Raw genomic sequence first — 15,353 nt, 5'->3', positions numbered from 1 at the left:
TTTCATCCCGCTGATCCGGTTGTCGTTCCGTTGTCGTTCCGTTGTCGTTCCGTTGTCGTTCCGTTGTCGTTCCGTTGTCGTTCCGTTGTCGTTCCGTTTTAATCCGTTATCTATCATCCATCTGATGCGCGTCAAATGCATAAGGAAGCAATTGACTAATGGTGGTCTGCAACTGATCTCCTTTGAGATCAGCCAAAGCAACAGGTACATCAGGTCTGCAGAACTCTGCTAGCACCTGTCTGCAGGCACCGCACGGTGAAATGGCACCATCACTGTCTGCAACTACCGCAATCTCAACAATTCGGTCCTTACCAGCAATATCGTACTGCATCATTGCCCTAAACACGGCTGTCCGTTCTGCACAATTGGTCAGTCCGTAGGACGCATTTTCAATGTTGGCACCTGTGACAACTTGGCCATTCGCCAGACGAAGCGCCGCTCCTACCGGAAATCCCGAATACGGTACGTATGCCTTCTCCATGGCATCGCGCGCTGACTGAAGCAGATTGTCGAACCGGGCATCTGACTTGGCATCCTGTGTACCTGATTTGGCATCCTGTGTACCTGATTTTGCATCCTGTGCATCTGATTTGGCCTCATGTGCATCTGACCCATTACTGTTAAGCCCACGTGCTGATCTAAAATCCACTGCAGAATCGTTCTCCGTTGCCGGTTTTTTACCGGTAGACTGAGATTCCCCAGCCGTCTTGTCCACATTTTCAGCCTTATCCTTTGTGGCACGCACAACATCTAGGACCAATTTCGGGATTTTCACTTCCTGAGGAACGATTTCAATACAACGATCTAGTTCCCGTGCGGCTTGTTCAGCATCCTCACGGGTTTTTGCATGAATCTCGACGACGGATTCATTTTTGCGTACCGATTGCCCGACCTTTCGTTGCAGTACCAGCCCTACACTCGGATCAATTTTTGCATCACTGGTAGCCCGACCCGCACCGAGACGCATCGCCACCCGCCCGATTTCTTCTGCATGGAGGGTCGCGATATATCCATCTGCGGGAGACTTCCAGCTTGTGATGACAGGAGCTTTTGGCAAGAGAGCTGGGTCATCAACAACCCGCTCATCCCCGCCTTGCGCGGCCACAAATTGTTTCAGCTTCTCGAGGGCTGTTCCATCTTCAAGACATTTGCGAAGCTTCACTTCAGCCCCCTGCACGCTCGTGGCTCCGCCTGCAAGCATTACCATCTCTGCTCCAAGCGTTATACAGAGTTCAGTCAAGTCCTCTGGTCCCTCACCGCGAAGCGTTGCAATGGCTTCCCTCACCTCGAGTGCATTTCCAATGGCACGACCAAGCGGCTGTTCCATCGTCGTCAATACAGCGACGGTATCCCGGTGTGAGTGTGTTCCAATGGAAACCATGGCTTCAGCCAGAGTACGGGCATGTTCAAGGTCTTTCATAAACGCCCCATCTCCAACCTTCACATCAAGGACAATGGCATCAGCACCACTGGCAAGCTTTTTGCTCATGATGGAGCTTGCAATGAGTGGTATGGACTGGACAGTGTCAGTTACGTCCCGCAGGGCATAGAGCTTTTTATCAGCAGGCGTGAGGTTCGCCGTCTGACCGGCCACTGCCAGTCCAATCTCACCAACCTGTGAAATCAGGTCATCCCTGGACAAGTCCGTACGAAATCCTGGAATGGATTCGAGTTTGTCGAGTGTCCCTCCGGTGTGCCCGAGTCCTCTCCCTGACATTTTTGCGACTGGAATTCCAAGCGCCGCAACCATAGGTCCAAGGACGAGGGTCGTCGTATCTCCTACGCCGCCTGTGCTGTGTTTATCTACCTTAATCCCCTTGATCTCAGACAGGTCAATTTGATCTCCCGACTCTACCATAGCGGAAGTCAAATTGGCTGTCTCTTCGGGGTTCATGCCCTGGAAACATACAGCCATCGAGAAAGCGCTCATTTGATAATCCGGGATATCACCCTTCACATATCCCTGAATTAGAAACAGGATCTCTTCTTTGCTGAGGACTTCTCCTAGACGCTTCTTGTGAATGAGGTCGACCGCTCTCAAACTGTTTCGCCCCCTGCGTGATTACAACATGCAGAAAAGATCTTACCATAATTGGCGAGCAACTTCCTCTTGACCCGTTTCCTTGGCAAACCGCAAGACAGATGAGCTCATGACCAAACGAGAAGCTGTTTTGGAAGCTGTTTTGGAAGCTGTTTTGGAGGCTGTTTTGTTCAGTCGCTTCGACCTCTGCAGCGTCCTTTGCAGCATGGGGATGGCTCTCGGTGAAGGTTTAGGGAGGAAGCATTTTAAGCAAAGCTTAATACATGGACAGTTGATGCCTTTCATCCGGCGTGATACTGTCGATGACGTATGACGTGCACGGAAGTCAAACAGCGGCGGAGAAGATCACTTAATGAGCATGATGAGCAAAACTCTCGTTACATTTATCTATAAGATTGTGCTGTCGTTCGTTGGCTTCGTGAATGGAGCCTTAACTGCGCGTTACATGAACAAAGCGGATCGGCTGGACTTTCAATTTTCCGGCACCATTTCAAATACGGGTATGACATATGTCGGTGGCTACAACGGCTATTACGCCTACGCCCTATCCAGGCGCCCAGGCGACCTTGAAGACATCACACAGATGGGTAATCTGTTCGTCTTTGTACTCAGTTTTGTGGTATGGATCATCGCACTTGTTCTCAAAGTGACACTTGGTCCTCATTTTGAATCAGCTTGGCTGTGGGCCTTCTTGGTCATGCCGTTCACGTTTATGTTCGGCTATGGTTCCCGCTTACTGCAAGGCAGCAATCAAATGACGTGGTTGAATCGCGTCAACTTGGCACAACCGTTAATCTTCCTGATTATTTATCTGCCGTTATTTTTCGATCGCCAACTTCCGCAGTCGATGCGCCTAACCCTGTCCTACGCTGGCTGGACGGTGTCATTTGCTGTGGCCGGTATCGGATCGATCCTCATCTCATACAAACTCTTCGGCAAACACCGAGTGCGCCGCTGGCGGTACTCAAAGGAAGAGTGGCTCGGTATGTTTCACTACGGGGGATGGCTCTCCATTTCGAACCTCGTGAACATAGCGAACTACCGGATGGACTTTTGGTTGGTCAAGGTGTTTATTCCCGCGCGGATTGCTTCTGACTACGGAATCGCTGTCGTGGCGTCAGAGGTTCTACTGAACATCTCCCAGTCCATTACGCAGGTTGTGTTCACTCGCATGAGCGGTGAGTCGAGACAAGACGCCATTCAAATTACAGAACTTTCGTCCCGACAAACGCTTGTGTCAACAACAATTGTCGCCATCGCCATGTACATATTCTTCCCTTGGCTCATCGTTGGGGCATACGGTCACAAGTACACAGGGGCGTTACTGCCCTTTTTCATCCTGTTGCCCGGCCTTATCATCAAAGCGGCAAGTAACGTTGTCCTCCAATACTACACAAATCAGCTTGGGAGCCCGAAGACCACCATTGTCATGAACGGTCTGTCTGCAGCCATCAACGCCGTGCTCTGCGTCATCTTCTTACCGATGCTCGGTCTAGTAGGCGGGGCCATCGCCTCGACAGGAAGCTATGTATTGTCCTTTATCGTCTACGTGTACTGGTTTGGAAAGGTCAACGGCATGTCAGGCCTGGGACTGGTTCGGATCCGGCGCGAAGATATTATGGCATACATCAATGTTGCGCGAAATTTGGTCAGGCGAGGCCGGTAAACGGAGATGCAGCATGCGGGACGGTGGACACGGTGGAACGGTGAGCACCGGACGGTGAATACGGCGGAAGGGTGGAATTATAGTTATCAGAGGAACTGGGTTCCTCTAATCCAGCCGGCATCGACGACGGCCTCTCAGTAGAGGAACTGGGTTCCTCTAATCCAGCCGACATCGGCGCAGGTCTCGCTATAGAGGAACTGGGTTCCTCTAATCCAGCCGGCATCGGCGACGGCATCGCTTTAGAGGAACTGGGTTCCTCTAATCCAGCCGACATCGGCGACGGCCTCTCCGTAGAGGAACTGGGTTCCTTTAATCCAGCCGACATCGGCGCAGGTCTCGCTATAGAGGAACTGGGTTCCTCTAATCACAACCCCCATCAGCGCGGCAATATGTACTGGTTTAAAGTCGAAGGCAGGCCGCGCGCGGCCTGCCCTCCAATTATGTCGTAACGTCTGCACGAAACCTGATAGCTTCAGTCAGGCCTATTTTATCGCACCCGTGAAAAAAAGCCTTCGAAGCCCTGGAAGCGTCCGCACCCGTGAAAGAAACCTTCGAAGCCCTGGAAGCGTCCGCACCCGTGAAAGAAGCCTTCGAAGCCCTGGAAACGCCCACCGCCGTGAAAGAAGCCTTGGAATCTTAGACTCCTTAGAACCCTCGACAAGTTACAACAAAGGCTTTACGAGAACACCGGCTCCTTCAGGTCCTCAAGCTTCACCATCGACGCGTCAGCTACTTCCTTGTGCAGGCTGTTGCCGTTTGCGTCCATGGTGACAATCGCTGGGAAGCCTTCGACTTCAAGGTGCCACATGGCCTCCGGAACGCCGAACTTGTCGAGGAAGTCGACACCGGTGACCTTCTTGACTGACCTGGCATAATACTGCGCGGCGCCACCGATAGCATTCAAGTACACGGCCCCAGACTTTTGCAGACCGTCGAGGGTCTTCTGGCCCATGCCGCCTTTCCCGATGATGGCGCGGAGGCCGAACTTCTCAATGATGTCCGCTTGGTATGGTTCCTCGCGGGAACTCGTGGTCGGCCCTGCCGCTTTGACATGCCACTCCCCACTGTCGTCCTGCAGCATAACCGGTCCACAGTGGTAAATGATGCCGCCGTTCAGGTCAATCGGTGCATCGTTGTGCATGAGGTACTTGTGGATCTCATCACGGCCGGTGTGCATCTCGCCCTTGATGAGTACCACGTCGCCAACCTTCAGCGAGCGAATGGTCTCCTCAGAAATCGGTGCCTGCAACACAATCGCCTTGTCGACATCAAAGCCGCCAGTTGGGCGTTGCATCTCTTCTGGCTTCTCGCGATAGAGCCAGTTTTTGATCTCGCCGGATACCGGATCGACCACGACACCTAAGCGGCGGAATGCCCAGCAGTTATACGCGACGGAGACGTAGAAGCTTGCTGGGATCCGATTCATCACACCGATCTTACAGCCAAGCAACGTCACCTTGCCGCCAAATCCCATGGTGCCGATTTCCAGATGATTCGCCTTGTCCATAATATATGATTCCAATTCTGCCAGGGTTTCGTTCGGATTGGTGTCTTCCAAATTGCGGAACAATTGCTCTTTCGCAAGCTCGTAACCGGTCGTGCGGTCACCACCGATACCTACACCGATGAAGCCTGCGCTGCAACCATATCCTTGCGCCTGATACACAGCGTGGAGGATGCACTTGCGGATCCCTTCGAGGTCGCGTCCGGCACGGCCCAAGCCTGGGACATCCATTGGCAGTGCGTACTGGATGTTCTTGTTCTCACAGCCGCCGCCTTTCAGAATCAGGCGGATCTCCACATCGTCCTGCTCCCACTGGTGGAAGTGAACAACCGGTGTTCCTGGGCCGAGGTTGTCGCCCGAGTTTTTGCCTGCCAACGGATCGACCGAGTTTGGACGAAGTTTGCCTTCTTTGGTCGCGCGGACGATAGCGGCACGGATGTCTTTCTCAAGCTCAATCTGATTGAACCCGACCGGACACTTGACGATAAATGTTGGCATGCCGGTATCCTGGCAAATAGGCTGTACGTCTTCTTCTGCAGATACAATGTTGTCGACAATCGTTTCGAGGGCGAGGGCGGCGCGCGATCCGAGCTCTTCTTGCATCTCGGCCCGCTTGATAGCCCGCCGTACGTCAGGCGGCAGGTTGGTGGATGTCTCCGTAATCAGTTGGTACAAACTCTCCTGCATAGCACTCACTAGTCATCTCTCCCCTGTTCCACGGCTTGCGGCCTTGCGGCTGGTGGGTCTGGAACGTCAATTGGTGAACCCTCACTTACTGAACGCTCACTTGCTGAACATCGGTGGACCGAGATTCCGTGGACACACTGCAAGGAACCCGATTTCCCGATACCCGGATTTCTACCGACACTATTATAACATCACGTATCGTGTCCGACCTGTAGTGGAACGCTGGATCTAGGTCGTTTTCGTAAACTCATCAGCGCTGTGCCCGCAAACACGAAAATCACAGCGACGATACTCCAGACCGTCGGTACTTGACCCAGCCAGACCCACTGGAGCAGACCGGCGAAGAAGACCTGGGGGTAGAACGTGATCGCTGACGATACGGCCGCCGGAAGTTTCCGCAGACCGTAACCATAGAGGACGTAGGCAATCGTGCTGACCGCGATGGCGATGTAGACAAACTGCCAGAAACCGGTCGGGGACAAGTGAATGAGTTGGCCGATCACGCTGCCCGCCTCCCCTGTTACCAAGGTGACAATCCAAAGCGCGATGGCTCCAAACACGGTCGTCGCAAGTAAAACATCAAACAGCCTCAACTGCTGAAACAGACTTCGAGACATGACCGTGTAACCTGCAAAGGATAGGGCGGCGAGGACCGCGAACATCATTCCGTTCCAGGATGCATGGAAGGTGATACGGTAACCGGCCAACACGAGAACGCCAACAAAAGCCACAATAATTCCGGTCCACTCATTCCTCCGGAGCTTCTCCCGCAGGAACAAAAACGCAAACAGTGCTGCTAGCAGCGGCGCACTGTTCACCAACACTAAGGAATCTATCGGTGGAATGGACTTCAAGGATTGATAGTAAAAGAGCGGATAAAGGATACACCAAAAGATCGTCGTGCCGCCGAGCCGCCACAGGGTCTTTCTCGGCAGTTTCAGGATCCGGCCGAGGGATTTGTAAATCGGCAGGTAACATACACTGCTGAATGTAAACCGCCATACAGTTAATGCAAGCGGAGACATCTGGTGCTCAACCAGTTGGCCCACGACCGGATGGCTGCCCCACAGGGCACTGACAAACAATAACGCAAGGATTGGACGAACCATCCTATCGCACCTCCCACACAAACACGTTACAATAGTCGAAGACAAATCTGATTTCGTCAAGGGGCATGCGTGGTACAGGTGCATCGCATAGGATGAAGTCAACCATAGGGGGCATAACAGGTGCAAACCAAAATCGGAATTCGGTTGACGGATGGTGCAAAACGTCATCTGAGTGCATGGCAAGCTGAAGAACCCTCAACCCTGTTCCGCATCCAGGCCAGTCCGGCTTGTGGAGGCGCCAACTGGATGCTGACCCCGGTGGAAAATGCGTGGGACTCAGACACAGTCGTTCAGATAGAGGGATTCTCATTCGTATACTCAAACTTTCTGGAATACCTGATGGAGGATGTAGAACTCGACTGGCTTGAAGACGAAGATTTTGACGGCCCCATCTTCCGTGTTGGAGATAACCGGTTCGGTTGTGCGTAAAAAGACGCTGCCAAAGCAGCGTCACCGGTGTCACTTTGTGACACTTTGAAGCCTGCGCCTCGATCCTGCGATTCGGTCAGCAACGAGAATCTGGCTAGAAATCGGATCGGCCTGGTGTGCTCAGTAGAGCGGCCGATCCTGCCTCACCATATCCGCCCACGTCTCACGCTCCACGACAACCGTTGGGTTTCCGTTCTCCACAAACACCACAGCAGGCTTCGGATTACGGTTGTAGTTGCTGGCCATCGAGTAGTTGTAGGCTCCCGTCGAAAACACGGCCAACACATCTCCCTGCTTCGGATGCGGCAGTGTGGCGTCCCAGATGAGCATGTCGCCGCTCTCGCAGCACTTGCCGGCGACCGACCAGCGCTCCAGAGACGATCCTTCCGATTGCCCGTGTGCATTGTCAAGAACTCCATTCACACCCGTATCGCCCATTACCGGCATCTTGTTTGCGTGCAGTACGAGCGTCTTGGCTTCGTGCGGTGTTGGCACTCCCGTCTCGTCTCGTAGTGGCCTATTGACGAGTTTTGTCGATCCGCTCCCTTCCACTCCCCCACGCAACCAATGGTTCCCCCATGCCTCATCCATCCGATTGGCGAGGACTGCCTCATACTTTGCTCCGTACAACGCAAGTCGAGGATTGTCTGTCATGCCGCCGTCGACGGACACATAGTTCCGCACACCAGGCACGGACTTCTGCGTCCCCACAGTGTAAAGCGTCGTCCCCGGAGGCCCGACAATCACGCGTCCAGGTTCCAGCCAGACCTCGGGAACCTGCACCCCTTGGCGCCTGCATGCCTCCGTTAAGGCAGTCTCAATCGCATCCATATAAACATCGAAAGCCAGGGGACGATCTCCGGATGTATATCGGATCCCAAATCCACCACCAAGGTTTAATATCTTCAAAGGCAGCCCCAACGCCAGGCCGTCTCTGTACAATTCCACCATTCGAAATACCGCAGCCGTGAATCCCTGGGGTTCAAAGATTTGCGATCCGATATGGGAGTGCAACCCCACACAGTGCAGCCGCGGATAGTCCCCCAACTGGGTAAGCACATCCTCAGCTTGCCCGCTTTCAAGATCGAATCCAAACTTACTGTCCTGCTGCCCTGTGGAGATGAATTCATGTGTGTGTGCCTCGACGCCCGGAGAAATCCGGAGGAGAATGCTCACGTCTTTCTCCAACTTGTCTGCGACCTCCGACAACATGTCGAGTTCGACAAAGTTGTCGACAATGATGAGTCCAATGCCCGAAGAAACAGCGAATTCCAGTTCAGCCCAGGATTTGTTGTTCCCGTGCAGGTGGATGTCACTCGCCGGCACGCCCGCCTGCAGCGCCGTGTACAGTTCACCGCCAGAAACGACATCGAGACCGAGTCCTTCCTCGTGAACGAGTTGACAGACAGCTACGGTGCAAAACGCCTTCGATGCATAGGATACGCGTACGTTTAAGTTGCTTCGCTTAACGGCTTGCAAGATACCGCGGATCCGCTGTCGCACCCATTCCACATCATAGACAAAGAGAGGGGTTCCAAACTGGTTTGCCAATTCGACCACATCGCAGCCACCGATAGAAAGGTGCTGATTGTCGAGCACTTCCATCGTTCCCCACGTGCCGTGCCCCGGCCACTCGAGCACACCAGGGGCCATGTCCTCTGCCCTCTGCTCCTCTGCCATTCCAACTCCACTCCTAAACAGCCTCTTCAGCCACTTCTATTTTTTCGCGCGAACGCGCGTCAGAATCGTTCCATGTTAGCCTTGATCGTCGTTAGCTTTGGTCGTTAGCCTTGACCGTCCAAGCTGCCGGTTTCATACAATTGGATGCGTTTGTTTCGCCACGCCTCAAGCCCCATCGAGCGGCCGATGAGAGTTCCAACACCCGTGATCAGTATAGAGGCAAGGAGACCCGCATACATAAGCCAGCTGACAGACTGCAACTGGTGGATGAACCCGCCCATCAAGACATTGGTCGAAACCGACGGCAACAGCCCAATGGACACCGCGCCAAGTGCAGCTACCTGTAATAACAAGTACGGAAATATCACGAGTATATACCAAGCGCTTCTCGCGTTCACGTACCGATTTCGACGACCTACCATACGCGGAATGAATGCTGCACCGTGAATGGCAAATGGCAGTGTCAGGGCCACTGCTCCTGGAATCAGCCAGAAGCCAGCAACACCAAGCAAAACAGCCAAGCCGACAGAAAGCGCATGAAACACGGCCAACAAAACACAGAGGACTTCCCACCATAATAAAGTAGGCAAGGTTCCATACAGCCACTTTGCCCACAGGATGGTATTGCTGGGGGCAGGCGCCTGAAGATAGAGCCAGACCTGTTCACCTTCGAGCCCAAAGCTCGAAATTGGCACACGTCCCATGGTACTGGCGAGAACGAGGATGAATACCGGAAGCAGCCCGAACAAAGCCCCACCTCCAACCTTCGCCGGTTGAGTCGCAAAATACAACAGATAGGCAGTCGGGAACAGGTAATTCGCGAGATCGACCGGTGTGCGGCGAAGCCGCAGCAGGTCCTTACGCGTAACCTCCCATATCAGCCGTCCACGGTTGGCTGGTTGGCGGCCTTGCAGAGTGTCAAAGTCAGCCTGTTGGCGGCCTTTCCGGGTGTCTCGGTCAGCCTGGTAGCGGCCCTGCAGGGTACCCTGGTCAGCCTGTTGGCGGCCCTGCCGGGTACCTGTTGCATGCTCACTCTGTTGTCCTAGCCCAAATATGCCCATCTTACGAGCAGCCTTCCCTTGGCGTCGCCCAAGTGCTGCGGCATCGGACAGCTGTGTCAACCGTTCATGCAAGATGGGACTGCCAACCGAAAACGTCAGGCCTGCCACCACGGCCGTAAAAATCAAGATGAAGAGAAAGTAGACAAACCCCATCGTGATCCCGCTGCCCAGCCCAATCAGGCTGTATCCAAACCAAGAGAGGGGCAGGTAGATGAAACCCGGTGAAAGCCAGTTCGCGAACAACGTGTCAGGACCGGTACCGCCCGGCCCGCCGGCACTGCCAACAGCGTCATGAACCAGGACGCGAGTACCGAGTAAAATCGCGATCGCCACAAGGGAACTAAACACCCCGAGCATATCCCGGCTAATCGGACGACGAATGATGCGAAGCAGCAATGTCATCAACAGGAGTGCAACCGAGACAATCAACCAGGCTGAAGCCCAAATCGCGGCGAGGCCAATAAGATACGCGATCCACGGAGCGTGGGACAGCCAAAGGTAGGCTGCAATCATAGGCAGACCCAGCAGTGAAAAAAAGAGCGTGATATTGAAACCCTCCAGGAGTCGAAACATGAGAATGGCGCGGCCTGTGATGGGGGCTACGAGCATGATCGACGAGTCTTCAACGACGAGCCGCTGGTAGACCACGACGAGTTGAATGTAGAGGAGGAATGCCCCTGCCAATACCGAGGCAAAGACAACGAACCCGTTCATCCCCTGTACGTCCCCGCGGACTGCCATCAGAGGACTGACTGACGCCGATCCGACACTGAACAGCATGAACAGCCCCACGATGCCCATCAGAATGATTCTTACAGGCGTGCGCTTTGCGTCCCGTTTCCGAAGCAGACGCTGCCACCGGTTCAAGTTCCGCGCTTTGCGAAAGTCGTCCCAGAACGCGTTCATGTACGTCTCTCCCCTTCTGCAGCCTCCGTCAGGCGTAAGAACAGGTCCTCGAGGTTTGACTCTGTGTGATAGCGTTCCTGTAATTCAGCGATGGATCCGATGGCAATCAGCCGCCCTCTATCCATAATGCCGACTCGGTGGCACATCATCTCCGCGATCGGCAACAGGTGCGTAGAGATAAGCACCGTGACCCCTTTGGCGCACAACCCGTTCAAAACGTTGCGAAGTGTGCGGGCACTCTTCGGATCGAGCCCAACGGTTGGTTCATCCAGCAGCAGGACCTCCGGCTCATGGATCAACTGCCCAATCAGCCCAATCTTCTGCTTCATACCGTGCGAGTAGGTCGAAATGAGATCGTCCGCGGACTCAGTGAGGTCGAACTGCTCGAGCCAATGGTCTGCTTCATCGACCGCACGTGCAGGCAAATCGTACAGACTCGCCATGAAACGAAGGAACTCTCGCCCCGTTAGTTTGTCGTGCACCATAGGCCGATCCGGTACGTATCCAAGCCGGCGCTTGGCCTCCATAGGGCGACGCTGCAGGTCTACACCCGCTACTTGAATCTCACCGCGAGTTGGGCGGAGTAATCCGACAAGCATACGGATAGTAGTTGTCTTGCCTGCCCCGTTTGGCCCCAGAAAGCCAAACAATTCTCCCTTGTTGAGGGTAAAACTCACGTCCTCCACGGCTACCTTGTGTCCGAATTCCTTGCGCAGTCCCGTTGCCTCCAGCACCCCGAATCCCCTCTTCTCCCGCTTCAGTTGCATCCTTCGCGCGCATGGGGAGCTCCTCTCGCTCGGCTGGCGGATCCCCCTGTCACTGGGGCCTGGTCCGGCCCCAGTTGGCTAGGTGCTCCCTTCTCACCGTATCGAGTCATTGCCCCCGAGCTTGTGTCCCCTTTGGCGCGACTGAATTTTCTCGTTTTATCATATCAGACAACACGCACGCTCCGGCCAGATTTCTGACTCTTGCGTCTGAATTTATGAATTCTACTGCCACCAACGGCCCGATCCCGTTATAATCAGTAGCATCATGTGATTAAGCTTGGAGGCGATGATGTGACTCATCTGGCGGCACGCCGACTACGTGAACTTCCAACTGGAATTTTTTCCGAACTCGCAAACCGTAAACGCGAGGTGCAACTGCGCGGGTTAGACGTGATCGATCTGAGTGTCGGCAGTCCAGACCTTCCCCCGCCGCCAGTGGTCCGAAACGCCTTGGCCGAGGCAGTTCAGGATGTCAACCTATACGGATACGCGCTGTCCGGCACGGAATCCTTCGCAGTTGCAGCTGCTGCGTTCTACGAAAAGCGTTACGGTGTAACGCTTAACCCGAAAACAGAAGTGCTGCAGGTGATGGGATCTCAGGACGGGCTTGCCCACCTGGCGATGTCTCTTTTGGAGCCAGGGGATGTCGTATTGGCACCGGATCCGGGGTATCCGATTTATCACGCAAGTGTCCACATTGCAGGCGGGACGCTGCACACCATGCCGCTCCGGGAAGAGAATGGATTCCTCCCGAAATTCGACAACATTCCCCAGGAAATTTTGTCGAAAACCAAGTTGATGATCTTGAACCATCCTGGCAACCCGGTCCCTACGCTAGCGACAAAGGAGTTCTTTGAGGAAGCCATCGCATTTGCGAAGCGGCATAACATCGTGATCGCGCACGACTTTGCTTATTCCGAGCTGGTGTTTGGTATCCGTCCAGTCAGCTTCTTGTCAGTGCCGGGTGCAAAGGACGTGGGCATCGAGTTCAATTCACTCTCCAAAACGTTCAATATGGCAGGGGCGCGCATTGGCTATGTGTTGGGTAACGCGGACGTGCTTGGCGCGCTAGGGCTGCTGAAGTCCCATATCGACTACGGTGTGTTCCTTCCAATTCAGCACGCCGCGACTGCGGCGCTCCTATCTGATCCGGCGTTGCTCGATGAACAGGCCCACATCTATGAGGCTCGGCGGGACGCACTCGTGGATGGCCTTGCAACCGTTGGTTGGAAAGTGGACAGGCCGCACGCCACGATGTTTCTCTGGGCAAAGCTGCCGACGGGATGGGGGTCACATGACTTTGCCCTTTCGCTCATCAGCGAAGCGGGTGTCGCTGTCACCCCTGGCTATGCCTTCGGCAAAGAGGGCGAAGGATATGTGCGGATCGCGCTCGTCCAGTCGGCCGAGCGCCTAGCTGAAGCAGCCGACCGAATCGGCAGATTTCTGAAGGTCAGGCAGTAGGCAGTAGGCAGGCTTAGGCGGGCTGGGGAGCGCAGGTTGTGGGGACGGCGGTTGGCGGTTGGCGGTTGGCGGTTGGCGGTTGGCCTCCTTGGCCTCCTTGGGCGCCATAAAGGAACCCAGTTCCGCTATCTCCCAACAGGCACCAGCGGGCCACCGCCATAAAGGAACCCAGTTCCGCTATGTCACAACGAGCACCAGGCGACCCCCGCCATAGAGGAACCCAGTTCCGCTACGCCGGTTTCAGTGTTGGACCCCACGATGGAATCCCACCAACTCCCAGCAGGATTTGCGGGTCACGACCCGCAATTTGAAAGAGGATTAGAATGCGATGTGTGTCGGGCTTGGCCAAACAGGACCCATCAAGCCTTGCCAACGCCAAACAGGGCCCATCAAGCCCTGTCAGCACCAATCATGGTCCGACAGGGCCTGCCGCTGCCAAGAAGCCCGATCCCACACTGCAGACGGAGCTAGTACCGATAAAGGAGCCCGCCCCTTGTGAAGATAAAATGGACATCGATTGCCTCGACCCTCGTCGCGATTGCCGGTATCGGAGTAGCCGGTGCCGCTGGCGCCAAAGTCATTTACCACGCGCAACATCCGGTCACTTCAAACAGCAACGCACTCAGCCACGCCTCGACCAATAGCAATGCTCTGGCAACAGCTCTGACAAACCAATCGTCGAATGGCGACAATACTGCCGAGAGCGGTTCCGCAAACACGCCCGCTAATACCGCAGCGGAGAACACCTCCGGGTCATCAAATTTGGCCTCCACAAGTGCGAACCCCAACAGCAGCAACCAGGGTCCTTTATCTGGTTCCACTCAGAATGGGGTGGCCAATCCTACAAATCAACCAGGCAGTGGTAGCGCCCAATCACAATCAGGTGCTGGCGGCGGTGCGGGCCAATCATCGACCGGTGGTGCGAGCGGCGGTGCGAGCGGCGGTGCGAACGGCGGTGCGAACGCGAGCGGATCGAGCTCCACTGGAAATAGTGGCGGATCGACCATTCTGGGATCCGGTAACGGTCCCTTCGACGACTCGGTCAAGCCTGGGTACCTCTCGAACCTCCAGGTCCTCGCCGACTTTGGAAAGGATATCGGGATCAAGCCGGACCCATCAGGAACCAGCACCTTCAAGGATCTCCCCACGTCGAACCCGGACTGGGGCATCATTCATGCCATGATTGAGCAAGGACTCATCCGTGACGGCATTTCGAGCACGTACTTCGGTGCGAACATCAACTATCGCATCCGCGACCTCTCAAGCCTCTACCTCGCCTATGCGCATATTCATATCTATCCATCCATCTACGATCCCGGTTACGATCAACCCCTCGTCTGGGATCGGACTGTTGGTCTGTTAAACGGCGTCACAGGCGGTTACCCGACTACAGCCTACCAAAACCTCGGTCCTGGGGATGGGTTGTGCGTTCGTCAGCAAGACATGACCAGCTTCCTAGCCAATGTCAATGCATTCAGTCGGGGGTACCGCCCGGCAGCACAAGGGTACGACCAACTGGTCTACCCTATCCGCGACGAAGCCAATACTTTTCCTGCTGGACAGCCGCCAGATGGGTACCAGGCCTCGATTACGAAAACCTATCACATTATGAATGACCTGCTCGTTAAGCAATCTGGCAACAACTTGATTTTGTCCATCCCCGCCTTTGCCATCGACAACGAGTGGAAGATGATCGTCGGAAACAAGGTTCAGTTCAGCTTGGACGGCGGCCAGACCTGGCAGACCGCTAAGAACCCATCCTCCAACCTGTTCTCATTCTACGAATCGGCGGATGCCTCATATGGTGGGCTGCCTGCCGGTAAGCTGCCTAGCCGGATTTTAGTGAAGTCGCCGATTGGAGATGACCTCTGGGTGCGACTGTTCGACGGGAAAGACCTCGTCTCTGATGAGACCATCGGGTGGATCAACGGTGCACCAACCGAGACCAGGAATGACGTGTCTTATCAGACAGGGCCGTAAAGGCAGCCCTAGAATATTATCAGCGTGCTCCCAGGGCTGTTGTCAGCGCAATCCCAGGCGTG

Annotated in this window: 11 protein-coding genes and 1 pseudogene; 4 read left to right on the top strand and 8 right to left on the bottom strand. The window is 54.8% G+C overall.

All coding sequences use genetic code 11. The features are described from left to right. Window positions 1–106: 106 nt before the first annotated feature. A complete protein-coding gene (locus AN477_RS25750; protein ID WP_169787834.1) occupies window positions 107–649 on the bottom strand; it encodes a cytidine deaminase in 543 nt (180 codons plus the stop codon). A gap of 93 nt (window positions 650–742) precedes the next feature. After that, a pseudogene (locus tag AN477_RS25355) lies at window positions 743–2,041 on the bottom strand (pyrimidine-nucleoside phosphorylase); the annotation flags it as partial. Between the two features lie 352 nt (window positions 2,042–2,393). On the opposite strand from AN477_RS25355, the gene AN477_RS01390 reads away from it, so the two are divergent. After that, the gene (locus AN477_RS01390) at window positions 2,394–3,707 is read left to right on the top strand and encodes an oligosaccharide flippase family protein (RefSeq protein ID WP_054967384.1); all 1,314 of its coding nucleotides are present in this window, start codon (window positions 2,394–2,396) and stop codon (window positions 3,705–3,707) included. Here the strand turns inward: AN477_RS01390 and AN477_RS24140 are convergent. From AN477_RS24140 to AN477_RS01380, 3 genes are all read right to left on the bottom strand, one after another. Beyond that, window positions 3,691–4,032, bottom strand: coding sequence for a hypothetical protein (locus tag AN477_RS24140; RefSeq protein ID WP_157061756.1), 342 nt, complete (start codon window positions 4,030–4,032; stop codon window positions 3,691–3,693). The genes AN477_RS01390 and AN477_RS24140 overlap by 17 nt on opposite strands. Window positions 4,033–4,383: 351 nt before the next feature. Continuing rightward, on the bottom strand, window positions 4,384–5,898 hold the full coding sequence (locus AN477_RS01385) for a fumarate hydratase (protein WP_054967534.1): 1,515 nt from the start codon (window positions 5,896–5,898) through the stop codon (window positions 4,384–4,386). Window positions 5,899–6,089: 191 nt separating this feature from the next. Beyond that, a complete protein-coding gene (locus AN477_RS01380) occupies window positions 6,090–7,007 on the bottom strand; it encodes a DMT family transporter (RefSeq protein WP_054967383.1) in 918 nt (305 codons plus the stop codon). Window positions 7,008–7,127: 120 nt separating this feature from the next. Between AN477_RS01380 and AN477_RS24920 the strand changes: the two genes are divergently transcribed. Then, window positions 7,128–7,436, top strand: a complete 309-nt coding sequence (locus AN477_RS24920) for a hypothetical protein (protein WP_054967382.1) — start codon at window positions 7,128–7,130, stop codon at window positions 7,434–7,436. A gap of 120 nt (window positions 7,437–7,556) precedes the next feature. Here AN477_RS24920 and lysA read toward each other — a convergent pair whose 3' ends face one another. The 3 genes from lysA to AN477_RS01360 form a co-directional block, all read right to left on the bottom strand. Then, window positions 7,557–9,116: a diaminopimelate decarboxylase gene (gene lysA / locus AN477_RS01370; RefSeq protein WP_083485834.1), complete on the bottom strand. Its 1,560-nt coding sequence runs from the start codon at window positions 9,114–9,116 to the stop codon at window positions 7,557–7,559. Between the two features lie 104 nt (window positions 9,117–9,220). Further along, window positions 9,221–11,083 (bottom strand): hypothetical protein, encoded by a 1,863-nt coding sequence (locus tag AN477_RS01365; protein WP_054967381.1) that lies wholly within the window; start codon window positions 11,081–11,083, stop codon window positions 9,221–9,223. Further along, a complete protein-coding gene (locus AN477_RS01360; protein ID WP_245631670.1) occupies window positions 11,080–11,817 on the bottom strand; it encodes an ABC transporter ATP-binding protein in 738 nt (245 codons plus the stop codon). The genes AN477_RS01365 and AN477_RS01360 overlap by 4 nt, the downstream gene beginning before the upstream one ends. 324 nt (window positions 11,818–12,141) lie before the next feature. Here AN477_RS01360 and AN477_RS01355 point away from each other — a divergent pair, with 324 nt between their 5' ends. Further along, entirely contained in the window at window positions 12,142–13,311 is a 1,170-nt protein-coding gene (locus tag AN477_RS01355; protein ID WP_054967379.1) for an LL-diaminopimelate aminotransferase, read from the top strand. A gap of 495 nt (window positions 13,312–13,806) precedes the next feature. Continuing rightward, entirely contained in the window at window positions 13,807–15,291 is a 1,485-nt protein-coding gene (locus AN477_RS25170) for a hypothetical protein (RefSeq protein WP_054967378.1), read from the top strand. Window positions 15,292–15,353 lie beyond the last annotated feature (62 nt).

Source organism: Paenalicyclobacillus ferrooxydans (genome assembly GCF_001399675.1).
GTDB classification, from domain to species: Bacteria; Bacillota; Bacilli; order Alicyclobacillales; family Alicyclobacillaceae; genus Alicyclobacillus_B; species Alicyclobacillus_B ferrooxydans.
Note: the sequence above shows the minus strand (reverse complement) of the source record. Positions and strands in the feature narration are given on the sequence as shown.